Annotated in this window: 14 protein-coding genes and 1 pseudogene; 14 read left to right on the forward strand and 1 reads right to left on the reverse strand. The window is 61.1% G+C overall.

The genetic code is table 11. The features are described from left to right. The 10 genes and pseudogenes from HPQ62_RS20445 to HPQ62_RS20490 all read left to right on the forward strand — a co-directional run. Window positions 1-127, forward strand: a pseudogene (locus tag HPQ62_RS20445) (IS5/IS1182 family transposase); the annotation flags it as partial. Between the two features lie 98 nt (window positions 128-225). Beyond that, window positions 226-834 carry a hypothetical protein gene (locus HPQ62_RS20450; protein ID WP_174804450.1) on the forward strand — a complete coding sequence of 203 codons (609 nt, stop codon included), beginning with the start codon at window positions 226-228 and terminating at the stop codon, window positions 832-834. 211 nt (window positions 835-1,045) lie between these two features. Continuing rightward, complete coding sequence (locus tag HPQ62_RS20455) at window positions 1,046-2,563, forward strand: sulfatase (protein WP_174804451.1); 1,518 nt, start codon at window positions 1,046-1,048, stop codon at window positions 2,561-2,563. Window positions 2,564-2,739: 176 nt separating this feature from the next. After that, window positions 2,740-3,699, forward strand: a complete 960-nt coding sequence (locus tag HPQ62_RS20460) for a LysR family transcriptional regulator (RefSeq protein WP_174804452.1) — start codon at window positions 2,740-2,742, stop codon at window positions 3,697-3,699. Between the two features lie 153 nt (window positions 3,700-3,852). Then, entirely contained in the window at window positions 3,853-5,373 is a 1,521-nt protein-coding gene (locus HPQ62_RS20465; protein WP_174804453.1) for a sulfatase, read from the forward strand. Between the two features lie 29 nt (window positions 5,374-5,402). Further along, window positions 5,403-6,737, forward strand: coding sequence for an ABC transporter substrate-binding protein (locus tag HPQ62_RS20470; protein WP_244629793.1), 1,335 nt, complete (start codon window positions 5,403-5,405; stop codon window positions 6,735-6,737). Between the two features lie 55 nt (window positions 6,738-6,792). After that, entirely contained in the window at window positions 6,793-7,716 is a 924-nt protein-coding gene (locus HPQ62_RS20475; RefSeq protein ID WP_174804454.1) for a carbohydrate ABC transporter permease, read from the forward strand. Beyond that, the gene (locus HPQ62_RS20480) at window positions 7,713-8,540 is read left to right on the forward strand and encodes a carbohydrate ABC transporter permease (protein WP_244629794.1); all 828 of its coding nucleotides are present in this window, start codon (window positions 7,713-7,715) and stop codon (window positions 8,538-8,540) included. The genes HPQ62_RS20475 and HPQ62_RS20480 overlap by 4 nt, the downstream gene beginning before the upstream one ends. Before the next feature lie 7 nt (window positions 8,541-8,547). After that, complete coding sequence (locus HPQ62_RS20485; RefSeq protein WP_174804455.1) at window positions 8,548-9,663, forward strand: ABC transporter ATP-binding protein; 1,116 nt, start codon at window positions 8,548-8,550, stop codon at window positions 9,661-9,663. A gap of 8 nt (window positions 9,664-9,671) precedes the next feature. Next, window positions 9,672-10,634, forward strand: a complete 963-nt coding sequence (locus HPQ62_RS20490; protein WP_174804456.1) for a DUF4432 family protein — start codon at window positions 9,672-9,674, stop codon at window positions 10,632-10,634. A gap of 32 nt (window positions 10,635-10,666) precedes the next feature. Here the strand turns inward: HPQ62_RS20490 and HPQ62_RS20495 are convergent, their stop codons facing one another. Continuing rightward, a complete protein-coding gene (locus HPQ62_RS20495) occupies window positions 10,667-11,560 on the reverse strand; it encodes a LysR family transcriptional regulator (RefSeq protein ID WP_174804457.1) in 894 nt (297 codons plus the stop codon). Between the two features lie 191 nt (window positions 11,561-11,751). Here HPQ62_RS20495 and HPQ62_RS20500 point away from each other — a divergent pair, with 191 nt between their 5' ends. The 4 genes from HPQ62_RS20500 to HPQ62_RS20515 all read left to right on the forward strand — a co-directional run. Further along, window positions 11,752-12,627, forward strand: coding sequence for a Bug family tripartite tricarboxylate transporter substrate binding protein (locus HPQ62_RS20500; RefSeq protein WP_174804458.1), 876 nt, complete (start codon window positions 11,752-11,754; stop codon window positions 12,625-12,627). A gap of 172 nt (window positions 12,628-12,799) precedes the next feature. Continuing rightward, window positions 12,800-13,321 (forward strand): tripartite tricarboxylate transporter TctB family protein, encoded by a 522-nt coding sequence (locus tag HPQ62_RS20505; protein ID WP_174804459.1) that lies wholly within the window; start codon window positions 12,800-12,802, stop codon window positions 13,319-13,321. A 27-nt stretch (window positions 13,322-13,348) separates the two neighbouring features. Further along, a complete protein-coding gene (locus HPQ62_RS20510) occupies window positions 13,349-14,854 on the forward strand; it encodes a tripartite tricarboxylate transporter permease (RefSeq protein ID WP_174804460.1) in 1,506 nt (501 codons plus the stop codon). 4 nt (window positions 14,855-14,858) lie between these two features. After that, on the forward strand, window positions 14,859-15,312 hold a 454-nt coding region (locus HPQ62_RS20515; protein WP_174804461.1), incomplete at its 3' end, for a sulfatase-like hydrolase/transferase.

Genomic DNA, 15,312 nt, shown 5'->3' on the forward strand with positions numbered 1-15,312 from the left:
TTTCAACCGCCTCAAAGAAGCGCGAGGCATCGCTACGCGCTACGACAAGCGCGCTGACAACTACCTTGCAGCCATAAAGCTCTTCTCAGCACGCATCTGGCTTAAGCATTATGAGTCTACCGCCTAGAATATCGACCGGGAGCCGAAGACGGAAGCAGAGCGTCTGGAGCGCGACGCGCGGGTCACCTCCTTGCCGCCTTCGACGACTTCCACAAGGGCGTGAAGGTGCGCGGCCGGCCGCTTTCCACGGCGCTCTATCAGTTCTGCCACAAGTATAATGATCGCTCCCTGCATGTTGAAACGTGGGTGCGCAACGCGGTGCCGCGCGTGTCGTCCCGATCGATCATGCGCTGGCGCGCCGATCGAAAGGCGGGAAAAGTCTCCGGCCTTGGCTTTGACCGAGCGAAGGCGCGCAAGGGCAAGGGTCTTCTCGAAACGGCAAATGACGGCAAGGTGCGGGCGTTCATCCTCGCTTGGCTGACCGACAAGCCGGCGCTCTCTGCCGAGACCGTTCGCGGCTATGTCGAGGACGAGTTTGGCGCCGAGCTGATCGACCGCAATGGCGAGTTGAAGCCGCTGCCGCCAAAGCGCACCTTCCAGCATTTCATCAAACAGCTGAAGGCTGAAAACACTGTGGTCATGACGGCGGTGAACAATCCGGACAAGTTCCGCTCGACCATGAAACTCGTTGGTACCGGCACGCTCCGGCATGTGCGCGAGCCGAATGCGCTCTGGCAGATCGACGCCTCTCCGGTCGACGCGCTCTGCGTCGATCGCCGCTATTCGATGTATGCCTGCATCGACATTGCCACCCGCCGCACCGTGATCTCCTAGCAGGGAAAATACCGCGGGAAACTGCAGCATCATACGGTCCAGTTTTCGCGAGCAGCTCGCTGAAGTCTCATCTGAAGCATAAGTCGGTATCGCGGCAGTGGCGGAAAGCCAAGCGGTTGGGCAGGGCGATATCTTGCAGTTATTAGGAGAAAACGAACATTCATTATCATTTCATCGATAGCTCGGCCATATTCCTGCGGAAGGAGCATCCATGAGAACCATTTTCGTCCTGTTTGATAGTCTGAACCGCGCCGCGCTCGGCGCTTACGGCGGAACCGAGGTAAAAACACCAAACTTCGATCGTTTCGCCGCGCGCGCGGTGACGTTCGACAATCACTATGTCGGCTCGCTGCCCTGCATGCCTGCTCGCCGCGATATGCATTCGGGGCGCCTCAATTTCACCCACCGCTCATGGGGGCCTCTGGAGCCATTCGACAATTCCTTTGCCGAGATCATGAAGGGGAGCGGCGTCCATACCCATCTGATCACGGACCATCTGCATTATTTCGAAGATGGCGGACATGGGTTTAACACGCGTTTTTCGAGCTACGATTTCATTCGCGGGCAGGAATACGATCCCTGGGTCGTCATGGTTGATCCGCCGCTTGATCGGATCCGGGAAAAGTTCGATGCCCGCCACTACAATACGGAAAAGCCCGACAAGCGGCTGCAGCACGCGATCAATCGGGAGACAATCGTGGCCGAGGAGGACTTTCCGGGGCCGCGCTGCTTCGCGTCGGCCTTCGCGTTTCTCGACCGCAACCGCGCGGCCGACGACTGGTTCCTGATGCTGGAGTGTTTCGATCCCCATGAACCCTTTCATGCTCCGGACCGCTTCAAGGCGGCCTACGAGACGGGATATAATGGCGGCGTGCTCGACTGGCCGCATTATGAGCCGGTAGCCGAAAGCCCCGAGGAAATCTCGGAGATTCGCGCGAACTATGCGGCGCTCGTCGCCATGTGCGATGCGTATTTCGGCAGGTTGATCGACTATATGGACGAACACGATATGTGGAAGGACACATGCATCGTGCTAACCACAGATCACGGGTTTCTCCTTTCCGAGCATGACTGGTGGGGCAAGTGCCGCATGCCCTACTACGAGGAGGTCTCTCACATTCCGTTGATGATCCATCATCCGGATTATGGACATCTTGCCGGGACGCGCCGCAAGCAACTGACGCAGACCACCGATCTGATGCCGACTTTCATGGATATCCACGGGCTGGTCACGCCGCAGGAAGTGACCGCACGGAGCATCATGCCGCTTCTGGCGCGCGAGGAACCCATCCGCGATGCGGCCGTCTTCGGGGTCTTTTCGGGGCCGATCGGCGTGACCGACGGCGAGCACGTGCTCTATCATTACCCGCCGGATATTTCCCGCGAGGGACTCAGTGAGTATACGCTCGTTCCGAACCACATGACGGCGCCGTTCACGCTCGAAGAGCTGCGCTTCGCCCAGCTTCATCCTGGCTTCGATTTTACCAAGGGCGTGCCGGTCCTCAAGATCGACGCGCGTCGGGATGCCAAGCGCGTGCCCTATAATGATGGCAAGGGATTCGCCGATCTCGGCACCCGGCTTTACGATCTTAGGAGCGATCCGCAGCAGCGGACGCCGATCAAGGACGTCTCCATAGCCGAAAACCTGTACCGGCTGATGATCGATGAACTCAAAGTCCACGATACGCCAACAGAGGTCTACCGCTGGTATCAACTCGAAGCCAGGTGAGGAAGAGACATCCGCGTTGCGAGAGGCAAGCGTTGCGGCGGGTGCTTCGCTATGTCGCTGCCAGAATCCTTCAAGTTGAAGCGGATGCGGTTCGGTTTGTTCAAGCTGCGATACCCTCTGGTTATCTTTGCCGCCCCAATCTATCTTCGCGGCAAGAGCAGGAGTGAGGAGCGGTAATGCACGACATCTGGCGGTTTCAGCATTTTCTCGGCGTGGTGGATGCCGGCAGTTTTCATGGCGCCGCGCGGGCGATGAACATCAGCCAGCCGGCGCTGACGAAATCGATCCGGCTGCTGGAGGAGGCGTTCGGGACGGAACTGTTCCTGCGCCTGCCGCGCGGCGTCCGGCTGACGGAAGCCGGTGAGATGATGCATATCCGCGCGCGCGAGGTCGAGGCTGCCTGGAACGCTGCGATCGTCGAGGTCGGCGCGCAGTCCAAGGGCCTTGGCGGGACGATGCGCATCGGCGGCGGGCCTGTCTATTCTTCCGTTCACTTTCCCAACATGCTCGCCGATCTCCGCCGGCGTTTCCCGCATCTGAAGGTGCAGGTATCAACCGGCGTGGGCAGCGAACTGCTGCCGTTGCTGAAATCGGGCGACATACGCGTTTATGCGGGCGGCATCCCGCGCACCGAGGGAGGCACCTTCAATCTTGGAGCCGAGTTCAGGACCATCGAACTCTACCAGCAGCAGAACGCGATCTTCGCCTCCAGCCAGCATCCTCTTTTCCTCAAGGATCGCGTCGAGCCGGCCGACACGTTGGATTATCCATGGCTCTGCCTTTTCAGCGGCCAGCAGGCGAACATCCAGATCCGCAACTATTTCGAAGCCCGCGGCCTGCCCGAGCCCCGCGTGGCGCTGGAATCCCATTCCTTGCAGATCGCCTTCAAGATGATCGCGGAGCATCAGTTCATAGGCTGCATGCCAGTGCCTCTCAGCGCAACCTCTGAAGGGCGCGACCTGAAGGAAGTCGCGCTTGACGGCTTTCGCTGGAGCATTCCGACCGGGATCACGTTCCACCGGAGTTTTGCGGATTTTGCGCCGATCACCCAGATGATCCGCTCCCTGAATGCGGTGACGGAACCGTTGCGTGAGGGAGAGGAATTGCCCGCTTCAGTTCCCGGCGCAAAGCCCTGAAATCATCAAAAGCCTCATTGCTGGAATGGTCTCGCTCCACCGACGGAGAAAGTGGTTGCGTGCGCCTGCGATATCTCAGGGTTATTGCTGCTCGCTCCGAAGGTATTTTTCAAAAATTGGCAAATGTCTAGGATCGGGGCAGGGAGACCATACATGAAGCTTGTTTTTGTCCTGTTCGACACGCTGAACCGGCGCGCGCTGGGCGCTTATGGCGGGCGTGAGGTTGCGACGCCGAATTTCGATCGCTTCGCGAACCGGGCGATGACCTTCGACAATCATTATGTCGGCAGTCTCCCCTGCATGCCGGCCCGCCGCGACATGCACACCGGCAGGCTCAATTTCATGCATCGCTCCTGGGGGCCGCTCGAGCCCTTCGACAATTCGCTGCCCGCGATCCTGAACAAGGCGAATGTCTACACGCACCTGATCACCGACCACTTCCATTATTTCGAGGACGGCGGCGCGACCTACCACAATCGCTATCGCACCTGGGACCTGGTCCGCGGCCAGGAATTCGACCCGTGGAAAGCCGTGGTCGAGCCGCCGCTCGAACGCTTCGCACGGGATTATTCCGATCTTCACTACAACAAACCTAACGAACGGAACCGGCTGCAGCACCAGATCAATCGTTCGTTTATCCGCGATGAAGCGGATTTCCCGGGGCCGCAATGCATCAACAAGGGTCTCGAATTCCTCGACAGCAACCGCGATGCCGACAACTGGATGCTGCAGATCGAGTGCTTCGATCCGCACGAGCCGTTTGACGTCCCGGAGAAATACCGCAAGGCGCTGCCGACCGACTATGATGGCCCGATCCTCGACTGGCCGCGCTACGGGCCGTGCACCAACACGCCGGAAGAGATCGCCGAGATCAGGGCGAACTACAACGCCCTCGTCGCCATGTGCGACCATCACTTCGGCCGGCTGCTCGACTATTTCGATGAGCACGATCTCTGGAAGGACACCTGCCTCGTTCTGTCTACGGATCACGGATTCCTGCTCTCCGAGCATGAATGGTGGGGCAAGAACATTCCGCCCTATTTCGACGAGATCTCGCACATTCCACTGATCATGCATCATCCGGACCATGCCGACCGCGCCGGAACCCGTATCGATGCCCTGACGCAGACGCCCGACCTGATGCCGACCATGCTCGACATTTTCGGCCTTGAGGCGCCGCCTGAGACGCGCGGCCGCCCGATCCTTGACCGGCTGGATGAGGATGACGAAGAGCGGATCATCGCCTTCGGCATGCATGGCGGTCCGGTTGGCGTGACAGATGGGCGCCATACCTATTTCCGCTATCCGCCGGACCGCGACGGCCCGGCGCCGGCGGAATACACGCTGATGCCGACCCATCTGAAATCGCTGTTCTCGGTGGAGGAACTCGCGGATGTGACCCTTCATCCGCCGCTCGATTTCACCAAGGGCGTTCCCGTGCTGCGCGTTCCGGGCCTCGTGCCCGAAAAGCGCGGGCCCGGCCTCTACAAGGACCCATACGGACGGTTCGGGACGTCGCTCTATGACCTGTCCAACGATCCGGGGCAGTCGACGCCTGTCGATGATTCGCCTGTCGTGGCGCGCCTCGAGGATGGCTTGAGGGGCATATTGAAGGAACACGACGCCACCGATGATTTCCACGCGTGGCTGGGGCTTGATGCGCCGGCGCGTTAGTTCGCAACTAAAACGGGAGGAGAATGACAATGGATAGAGTTCAACGAATACGCAAACGCATGCTTACGCTTTCGGCGACGGCCGCAATGACGCTAGCAATGACCGTGGCAGCCCAGGCGCAGGAGGGGACCACGCTGCGGGTGCTGATCAACCAGTCGCCCTGGCTCGATGGCTTCATCGCCATGGTGGATGCCTATGAAGAGGAGACCGGCACGCAATTCGACCTCGACGTTACGCCGTTCGGGGGCATGCTGGAGAAGACCCGCAACTCGTTGCGCGCCGGCGAGGGCGCTTATGACATCCTCAACCTGAACGCCAGCGGCATGGCCGAGATCTACGCCGGCGGCTTTCTGAAGCCGCTCAAGGAGATCGAGCCGGACTTCAGCCTGCCCGAAAGCGTGCTGACCTTCGGCAACTCGACCTACTGGAATGCCGAAACCCACAGCTTCGATCCGGATGGAACGCTGCTGTCCGTTCCGACCAACGGCAATGTCCAGATATTCTACTATCGCAAGGACCTTTATGAGGAGGCCGGCCTCAAGGTGCCCGAGACCTGGGACGATCTTCTGGCCAATGCCAAGGCCCTGAACGATCCGCCGAACATCTATGGCTTCGTGCCGCGCGCCGCGCGCGATTCGATCCTCTACAACTTCACGCCCTACCTGTTCAGCAACGGGGCGACGTTCTTCGCCGACGCTGCTAAGGGCGATTTCACGCCGACCATTGCAAGCAAAGAGGGCCTTGCAGCGCTTGAGGAATACATCGCTCTCGGCAAAGAAGCGGGGCCGCCCAATCCGGGCGCGATCGCGCAGGCCGAATTAATCCAGCTGATGGCGACCGGCAAGGCGGCGCAGGCGATCGCGGTGGTGGCCGCCTATTCCTCGCTCACCGACCCCAACAGCTCGATCGTCGCCGACAAGATTGCAACCGCCCTCATTCCAGCAGGCCCCGGCGGCATTCATGCGTCGGCCGCCGGTCAGTGGGTCGGCGGGATCGCCAAGAATGTACCGGAAAGCCAGCAGGAGGCGGCCCTGGATTTCTTCAAATGGTTCATGGAGAAGGAAAACCAGGTCAATTATGTGCTCGATGGCGGCGTTCCGGTTCGTGACGATCTTGGCGACGCCGAAGAAGCGAGCGACCCGGCTTTCGCCTTCATTCCGGCCTTTTCCGAGAATGCGGCGAATGCCCAGATGAACATGCCGCTGGTCGAGGGCACGCAGATCAAGGATGCGATCTCCGTCCATCTCAACCGCGCGGTCATCGGCGAGATCACGCCGACGGAGGCGCTTAACGCTTCGGCCGACGACATGTACAAGATCCTGACGGACGCCGGCTACGACGTCAAAGAGCCCAACCACCTGTAATTGAGCTGCTCCGGTCTGTGCTCCTTTGCACAGGCCGGACCTTCGGGACATTGTCATGCAGAAACGCACGTCTGAAATCGGCCGCGCAGGAAAGGCCAACCGCATCTGGAAGGTGTCATCGCTCGCGCCGGCGGTGGTCCTGCTGGTCGTGCTCACGATCTATCCGGTGTTCAACCTCGCGGGCCTCAGCCTGTCGAGCGTTGAGTGGAGTGGCGGTCAGCCGGATATCAGCTTCATCGGCCTGAAGAATTTCCGCGAGCTCTTCACCGGCGAACCCGTCTACTGGGCTGGCGTGAAGAACACGATCATCTTTGCGGTTTTCGCGGTCGGCATCCAGATGATCATCGGGTTCTCCATGGCGCTTGCCGTCAGGCGGTCTTCGGGCGTCGGCCGCGGGCTGCTGACCGCAATTTTCCTTTTGCCCATCGTCATTCCGCCAATCGTGATCGGCGCCATGTGGCGGCTGATGCTCGGTCGCGACTTCGGCATCGTCAATGCGCTTCTCGGCCTGTTCGGCCTGGGTCCCGTGGATTTCCTGGGCGACCAACGCTTCGCGCTCGCCTCGGTTATCGGAGTCGACATCTGGCACTGGACGCCCTTCGTCTTTCTGTTGTTGCTGACGGGGCTCGAAACCCTCGACGACGAGATTCTCGAGGCCGCGCGGCTGGACGTGAAATCGAAGTGGCAGGAACTCATCCACATCATCATCCCGATGATGATGCCGACCATCCTGATCACGCTCGGCCTCAGGCTGGTGCTGTCATTCAAGGTTTTCGACGAGATATTTCTGCTGACCGGCGGCGGGCCGGGCACCTCGACCGAAGTCATCAACTTCTCGATTTATCGCACCTTCTTCGGTCAGGACCGGGTCGGCATGGGGTCGGCGATGTCTCTGCTCACCCTGTTGGCCGTCGCGGTGCTGACGGTCGTGGTCAACCTCGTCATCCGCAGTCGCCGCATGCGCAGGAGCAAGCCATGAAAACGAAAGCCAGAAGGTTTACCGGCGGCGACATGGTCGCCTGGGGATATGCGCTGCTGATCGTGGCTCCGATGGTGTGGATCCTGTCGAACTCGTTCAAGCGGCCGATCGACATCCTGATGGGCAAGATGGTCGCGCCGGTGACCGACGCCAATTACGTCTCGATCCTGTTCTCGCGGCAATCGGACTTCCTCGCCAACCTGCTCAACAGCGCGATCGTCGCCGTTTCCGCGACGGCGCTCACGCTGCTGATCGCCACGGTCGCGGCTTTCACGATCGTCAGGCTTAACCCGCCGCGCTGGGTCTCGTTCCTGGTGCTCGGCTGGGCGCTGGTCTTCCACATGCTGCCGACGCTCACTTTCGTAGGGTCGTGGTATGTCATGGCCACTCAGGCCGGTCTGCACGGCAGCTACCTGGCGCTGGTGCTGACCCACACGGTCCATATGTTGCCGCAGACGATGTTTTTGATGATCGGCTTCATGCTGGCGATTCCGCGCGAACTCGTGGAAGCCGCCCGGCTTGACGGCTGCAACTACGGCCAGATCTTCCGGCGCATCATCCTGCCGCTTTCCTTCGGCGGAATGGCGGCTGCAGGCGCGCTTGCCTTCATCCAATCCTGGAGCGATTTCGCGATTTCGCTCAACCTCTCCGACCAGAATACGATGACGGCGCCGGTGGCGATCGCCACCTTCGCGCAGGAACACCAGATTCGCTACGGCGAAATGGCGGCGGCTTCGGTGATTTCGATGCTGCCGGCCCTTGTCCTCATCATGTTCGGTCAACGTTTCGTCGTGCGCGGTCTTCTGGCCGGCGCGGTCAAGTAGGTGAATCATGGCACAAGTCGAACTTCAGAACGTCCGCAAGAGCTACGGCAATCTTACCGTCATCCCCGACCTAGACCTCACCATTCCCTCCGGCGAGTTTGTCTGCCTCGTCGGCCCGTCGGGCAGCGGAAAGTCGACGCTGTTGCGGATGATCGCCGGCCTTGAGGACATCACCGGCGGCACAATCCGGGTCGATGGCGAGGACATCACCAATACCGACCCCTCCGACCGGGACATGGCGATGGTATTCCAGACCTACGCGCTCTATCCGCATATGACGGTCGAGCAGAACATGTCCTTCGCGCTGAGAATGCGCGGCGAGGACCGGGCGCTTATCGATCGTCGCGTCGGGGAAGCCGTGAGCATGCTCGGCCTTGAAGGCCTGGAAAAGCGCAAGCCTGGCCAGCTTTCCGGCGGCCAGCGCCAGCGCGTTGCGATGGGGCGGTGCATCGTGCGCAATCCCAAGCTTTTTCTCTTCGATGAGCCGCTGTCGAATCTCGACGCCAAGCTGCGGGCACAGACGCGGCTGGAGATCCGTCGCCTCCACGGCAAGCTCGGCGCGACCTCGATTTTCGTGACCCATGACCAGGTCGAGGCGATGACGATGGCCGATCGCATCGCGCTGCTGGACCATGGCAAAATCCAGCAGGTCGGCTCGCCGAAGGACCTCTATCTCAATCCCGCAAACCGCTTCGTGGCCGGCTTTCTCGGCACGCCGGAAATGAGCATTTTCCGGGGGACGGTTTCGGTTTCGGACGGAAAGGTGGCGTTCGACGGCCCGCAAGCGATGACGCTGCCGGCTTCGCCGGAACGCATTGCGCTGCTGAGCGAGCGGATCGGCGCCGGGCAGACCGTCGATCTTGGCATCCGCCCCGAGCATTTCCAGATCGTGCCCGCTGGCGGAGACATCGGCAGTACCATTGTCGTTGATGTGATCGAGTGGCTGGGCCACGAAATTTTCGTGTTCGGCGAGCTTGGCGGAACCGGGATTGCGGTGCGGGCCGCTGAAGGCGATGCCGGCGGCGAGCGCCTGCCGCAGCAGGGCGAGACCATTGCCATTCTGCCCGCCCGAGATGCCTGGCATCTCTTCGATGCCGACGATGGACGCAACCTTCTGAACTGAGGCAGGGAATGAAGCTTTACGGCAGGAACTGGAAACGCGACGAGCTCGCCGCGTTTATCCCGGATATCGCCAAGGTGGCGGGCATCAGGCAGCTTTCGGAAACCGATGGCCCCGCCAGCGGCGCACGTCTGATCCAGATCGACAGCGGTGGCGGTCTGCGTGTCGAACTGCTGCCCGACCGTTGCTGCGATATCGGCCAAGTCTGGTGCAATGACGTGCCCTTCGGCTGGACGGGGCCGATCGGGATGAGCGGAACCGATACCATCGGCGAGAACACCACGCTCTCCGGCCTGATGTCGACCTGTGGCTTTGACCACATCCGCCAGCCCGATACGGACGAGGGACGCTCCTATCCCCTGCATGGCCGGATGGCGCGCATGCCGGCGAAGATCGTCTCCTGTGCCGCCGACTGGGATGGCGATGATTGCAATTTCCGCGTCTTGGCGGAGGCGACCCAATTCGTGCTCGGGCAGGCGACCGTCAGGCTGGAGCGTGAGATCGTCGTTCCGCTCGGCGGCCGGACACTCATGCTCACCGACCGCGTGACAGTGCTTTCGGGATCGCTGCCGCTGATGGCGATGTATCATATCAATTTCGGCTTTCCGCTTGCGGGGCCGGGTTCGCGGCTGACGCTCGCCGGCAAGGATGTCCCCGATGCACTGTCGCCCAATGGCATCCGCACCCGGCCGTCCGGCGCGGGGCCGGTCCAGGTTGTCCTGACAGGCGATGGCGAGGCGCCGCCGCGCTACACACTTGCGTATGACGGCGATGCGCTTCCCTGCCTCCAGACGCTGCGCAACGCGACGGACGGCACCAATCTCTTCTGCATAGAACCGGCGACCCACGAGAAGCAGCCGCGCGCCGCGCTGCGCGAGGCTGGGCTTCTGGAAGTCTCCGACCGCGGCGCGACGCGCTGTTTCAGTCTTCATATGACGTTCGATCCGGGCGGATATCCTGCAGGCCGCGGCTGAAACCGCCTCGATCATGGTAGATGAGTTGGCGCTCAGCGCTCCTGGAGCAGCGCCAGCAAATGGCAGAAGGCGGGTTGGTTTTCCGCCTCGCGAGGGAAGATGACGCCCGCATGGAGCGCCCAGTCGTCGGATGTGAAGTCCAGCGGGACCAATCCGCGCCGCGATGCTTCCGTCGCGATATCGTCGGCGATCACGCCCACGAACTCGGAATTCGCCATCACGTTGAGTTGCGCCATCAGCGACGAGGATTCGACTTGCATCACAGGTTTTTTCAGCCCGACGTTCCGAAACTGCCGTTCCAGCGTCGCCAACATCCGCGTATCCGTTGTGTAACCGGTCCAGATACAGGTGGAGAGGTCTTGAAGGGTGAGCCCCTTCTTGCCGGCCAAAGGATGGCTTGCCCTTGCCCAGAGGCGCCGCTCCGTCGACCAGAGCATGCGGCTTACATAGCCGGCGGGCGGTATGATGCCCTGAAGGTCGCAGACCGCGATATCGATCTCGTGGTTCTCAAGCTGGGGAAGGAGGGTATCGGTAATCCCGGTGGTCAGCTTCACCCGCACGGATGGCTCGGCGGCAACATAATCGCCTATCACATCAGAAAGCCGGTGCCATGCCCAGACGAAACCGGCGCCGATCCTGATCTGCGGACCGGTGTCGGTCAGGAATTCGGCAAGTTCCATCTGCGTATAGCGGGATTGCTGATCGAAACTTTCGTAGAGCGCGTAGAGCCGTTCCGCGGCTGCCGTGGGGGTCATGCCCTGCGGCGTCCGCTCGAACAGCTTCGCGCCGATCGTCTCCTCGATCTGGCGAATGCTCTTGGTCAGCGCCGGCTGGGTGACGCCGGCAACCTGGCTTGCCTTGCGCAGGTTACCCTGGCGGTAAACCGCGCTGAAATGCTGATACTGGCGGGAAAGCAGGAAGCGCATTTTCAGGCAGGGCTCCGGTAGGGGGTCGGTTTAAATGGTGTTCATTATCTCTTCCTATCAATAAAAGTAAACGGAATGATCGAATTTGGAATTAGAAAATTGATATCCATTTGACTAACGTCAGCTTCCGAAAACAGCCGGCAGCCAAAGGACGGATTTGCGCTTCCGGCTGACTACCAGGGAGGAATTGAATGTCTTTGCTCAAGAAGAGCCTGCTTGCCTTATCCGCTGTCGCCATGATGAGCGGAGCGGCCTTTGCCGACTTTCCGGATCGCAAGTTTCAGGTCGTCTATCCGTGGGCTGCGGGCACGCCCACCTATGGCGTCAGCCAGCTGATTGCCGAGGCGATGTCCAAGGAGCTGGGCGAGGCCATGCCGGTTGTCGCCAAGCCTGGCGCAGGCGGCGTTCTCGCCATGAAGTCGTTTCTCAGCGAACCCGCTGACGGCTACACGATCATGGACGGCTATGTCGCGCCACTCGTCATCTCGCCGATCTTCGGCAAGGCTGACTGGAGCTGCGCCGATTTCACCCCGCTCTATGCCGCCACGGCAAACGGCTTCGCGATCGCGATGCGCCCCGACGAGACCCGCTGGTCGGATTTTCCGTCCTTCATCGAATATCTGAAGGCCAACCCCGCGAAGACCGCCTATAACGGCTCTGGCACCTCGCTTCCGCACCTGATCGCCGCCAGCGTGATGCAGAAGATGGACACCGTCTCGCGTGCGGTGCCCTATGACGATCTGGCGCTCGGCGTGAAGGATCTGCGCAACGGCATTCTCGACTGGATTATCATCAATCCGGGCGTCTACGAGGCCAACAAGGATCAGCTCAAGGTTCTGATGACGCTCTCCGACACCGAGGACGCCAGCGAGACTTATGGCGGCGCGCCGCGGCCTTCCGATTTCGGCCTCGATATCGGCGTCTCCGGTCTGGCACCCGCCGGGTGGGACTGGTGGCTGGTGCGCTCCGACACGCCGGCCGACCGGGTCGAGGTGCTGCGCAACGCGATGAAGGCTGCCATGACCAACCCCGATGTTCTCAAGAGTATCAAGGCTGTCGGTTTCTAGCCGCTCGGCTACGCGCCGGACGAATATCTTGCGACCTGCGACAGCGTTCGCTCCCAGCTCGAGAGCGGCGTCGAGGCGGTGAAGTGGGAAACCAAGGCGATCCGTTCCGCCAATTGATGGAAAAGTTCCGCCGGCGCTGACCAAGGCCCGGCGGAAGCCCGTGGGAAAAAGCATGTCATCATCGCTTGAAAAGGCCTTGTTGTTTCTGCCGGTTGCATTCTTCTTCGCGATCGCGGGGCTTGTCTTCTGGCAGACCAGTACGGTCTTCGTCGAACTGGATGCCGCAGGAGGGCCGCCGCAATACAATGCCGCTCTCGTGCCCAACGGCCTTGCCTGGCTGCTGGTGATCTTCGGCGCCGTCCAGGCGGTGCGGATTTTTGCCGGCAAGGAGCGGTTCAACGATGGCTCCGTTCCTGCGGATGAGGGCGCGTCCACGCCCGAGGAGAGCTTCCTGCTTGTACGGGCAGCGGCGAGTTTCGCCGCTCTCGTGGCCTTCACGGCGATCCTGCCGGTAATCGGGTTCTACCTGGCGATGCCGGCCCTGATGTTACTGCTGATGCTGATCCTTGGAAACCGTTCGCCGGTCACACTCATTGCCGGGGCGGTGCTGACAACGCTGGCGGCAGGCTATGTGTTCGGCGCGCTTTTAAATGTCCGGCTGCCCGTCGGCGTTTTCGAAGTGACTATGTGGTGAGCGACAGTCCGATTTAGGTGCAATGACATGACACTCGAGCCTCTCATCGCCGGTTTTGGCCTGTTCTTTACCGCCTCCTCGCTGATGGCCATTCTTGCCGGCACCTTGATCGGCCTCGTCATTGGCGTGCTCCCCGGGCTCGGCCCATTGATGGGCATCATCCTGCTGCTTCCGGTTGCCTATCATCTCGATCCTGTCGCCGGCTCCTGCGGCGGCGCCATCTCGGCGATCCTGCTAAGGATACCGGGAACGCCCCTTTCCGCCGCCACGCTGCTTGACGGCTATCCGATGGCGCAGAAGGGCGAGGCCGGCGAAGCGCTGGGACTTGCGATCGCGGCCTCGGCTTTCGGCGGCATCATCGGCGGCGTCGTGCTGGTTTTCTTTTCGCCCGTGCTTGCGGAGTTCGCGCTCGGATTCGCTCCGCCGGAATATTTCGCGCTCGGCGTGACCGGTCTTCTCACCATCGCCGTTGTCAGCCACGAGGCAACGGTCAAGGGCCTGATGACCGGCGTCTTCGGCGTGCTGCTGTCGACAATTGGCTATGACCAGTTCACCGATATCGTGCGGTTCGAGTTCGGTTTCGACGGCCTTCTGGGCGGCATCAACCTTGTGGCCGTCGTGATCGGAATCTTCGCGATTTCCGAGATCGTGTCGCAGGCGCGGCAGGGCAATTTCAACGTCAAGCCGGATATCGCGATCACCCGGCCCTCCCTTGGCGCCATCCTTCATACCCTGCGCGATGGCTGGAACCTGTTCCGCTCGTCGCTTCTGGGCACCTTCTTCGGCGCAATGCCCGGGCTTGGCGGCGGCCCTTCGTCCTTCATGGCCTATGCGATGGCGCGGTCCCGGTCGAAGCGCCCGGAAAGCTTCGGCAAGGGCAATCCCCAGGGCGTGGTCGCGACGGAATCGGCCAATAATGCGACATTCGGCGGAACCTTGATCCCCACACTCGCCCTCGGCATTCCGGGCGATGCCTCATCGGCCGTGCTGATGGGCGCGCTGATCATCCTCGGCTTCTTCCCTGGTCCGGGCCTGTTCGAGAACAATCTCGATGTGGTCGGCGGGATTTTCTTGTCCTACATGTCTGCGAATATATACCTGCTGGTGGCGGGCGTACTTCTGACGCCCGTCTCCATCCTGTTCATCCGGGTGCGGAAATTCATGTTGCTGCCGGTGGTCGCCCTTCTGTGCGTGCTCGGCGTCTATTCGATATCGTCATCGATCTTCGACCTCTGGACGGCCCTCGCCTTCGGCGCGATCGGCCTTCCCCTCAAGGTGTTCAACTATCCTCTGCCGCCGATCGTCATCGGTCTCGTCCTCTGGCCGATCTGCGAGCAGAACCTGCGCCGCGCGCTGACGATTTCCGGCGGCGACTGGAGCATTTTCACGAATCGTCCAATCTCGGGCACGATCCTTGCCATTAACGTCCTGCTGATCCTATGGCTGTGCCTGCCGCGCGCCTGGAAAGCCCGGATGTTCGGCTGGCTTTCGCCGCGCCGTCCGGCATCTGACCCAACAAACAATGCGGAGTAAACGCATGACCCGCCCCAACATTATCTTCATCATGTCCGACGATCATGCCTCGCGGGCGATTTCGGCCTATGGCGCCGGCATCAACAATACGCCGAACCTCGACCGTCTGGCCAATGAAGGCGTGCGTCACGATGCGACCTATGTGACCAATTCGATCTGCACCCCGTCCCGCGCGGCGATCCTGACGGGAACGCATAACCATGTGAACGGCGTGACGACGCTTTCGACCCATATCGACAACCGTCTGCCCAATGTCGCCAAGGCCTTGAAGGCCGGCGGATACGCCACCGCGATCTTCGGCAAGTGGCATCTCGGCGAAGGCCCGGCGCATGAGCCGACGGGTTTTGACGAATGGGCGGTCGTGCCGGGGCAGGGCGATTACTGGGATCCGGGCTTCCATTTTCCCGATGGCTACCGCCGCGTGCCGGGCTATGCCACCGACGTGATCACCGACATGT

Source organism: Martelella limonii (genome assembly GCF_013344475.1).
Classification (GTDB): domain Bacteria; phylum Pseudomonadota; class Alphaproteobacteria; order Rhizobiales; family Rhizobiaceae; genus Martelella; species Martelella limonii.

What these genes read in the sequence shown, in the direction of transcription:
- HPQ62_RS20480 (WP_244629794.1), top strand. Translation starts at nt 7,713, where the DNA reads ATGAAAACGAAAGCCAGAAGGTTTACCGGCGGCGACATGGTCGCCTGG.
- HPQ62_RS20470 (WP_244629793.1), top strand. Translation starts at nt 5,403, where the DNA reads ATGGATAGAGTTCAACGAATACGCAAACGCATGCTTACGCTTTCGGCG.
- HPQ62_RS20490 (WP_174804456.1), top strand. Translation starts at nt 9,672, where the DNA reads ATGAAGCTTTACGGCAGGAACTGGAAACGCGACGAGCTCGCCGCGTTT.
- HPQ62_RS20505 (WP_174804459.1), top strand. Translation starts at nt 12,800, where the DNA reads ATGTCATCATCGCTTGAAAAGGCCTTGTTGTTTCTGCCGGTTGCATTC.
- HPQ62_RS20500 (WP_174804458.1), top strand. Translation starts at nt 11,752, where the DNA reads ATGTCTTTGCTCAAGAAGAGCCTGCTTGCCTTATCCGCTGTCGCCATG.
- HPQ62_RS20455 (WP_174804451.1), top strand. Translation starts at nt 1,046, where the DNA reads ATGAGAACCATTTTCGTCCTGTTTGATAGTCTGAACCGCGCCGCGCTC.
- HPQ62_RS20460 (WP_174804452.1), top strand. Translation starts at nt 2,740, where the DNA reads ATGCACGACATCTGGCGGTTTCAGCATTTTCTCGGCGTGGTGGATGCC.
- HPQ62_RS20495 (WP_174804457.1), bottom strand. Translation starts at nt 11,560, where the DNA reads ATGCGCTTCCTGCTTTCCCGCCAGTATCAGCATTTCAGCGCGGTTTAC.
- HPQ62_RS20510 (WP_174804460.1), top strand. Translation starts at nt 13,349, where the DNA reads ATGACACTCGAGCCTCTCATCGCCGGTTTTGGCCTGTTCTTTACCGCC.
- HPQ62_RS20475 (WP_174804454.1), top strand. Translation starts at nt 6,793, where the DNA reads ATGCAGAAACGCACGTCTGAAATCGGCCGCGCAGGAAAGGCCAACCGC.
- HPQ62_RS20485 (WP_174804455.1), top strand. Translation starts at nt 8,548, where the DNA reads ATGGCACAAGTCGAACTTCAGAACGTCCGCAAGAGCTACGGCAATCTT.
- HPQ62_RS20465 (WP_174804453.1), top strand. Translation starts at nt 3,853, where the DNA reads ATGAAGCTTGTTTTTGTCCTGTTCGACACGCTGAACCGGCGCGCGCTG.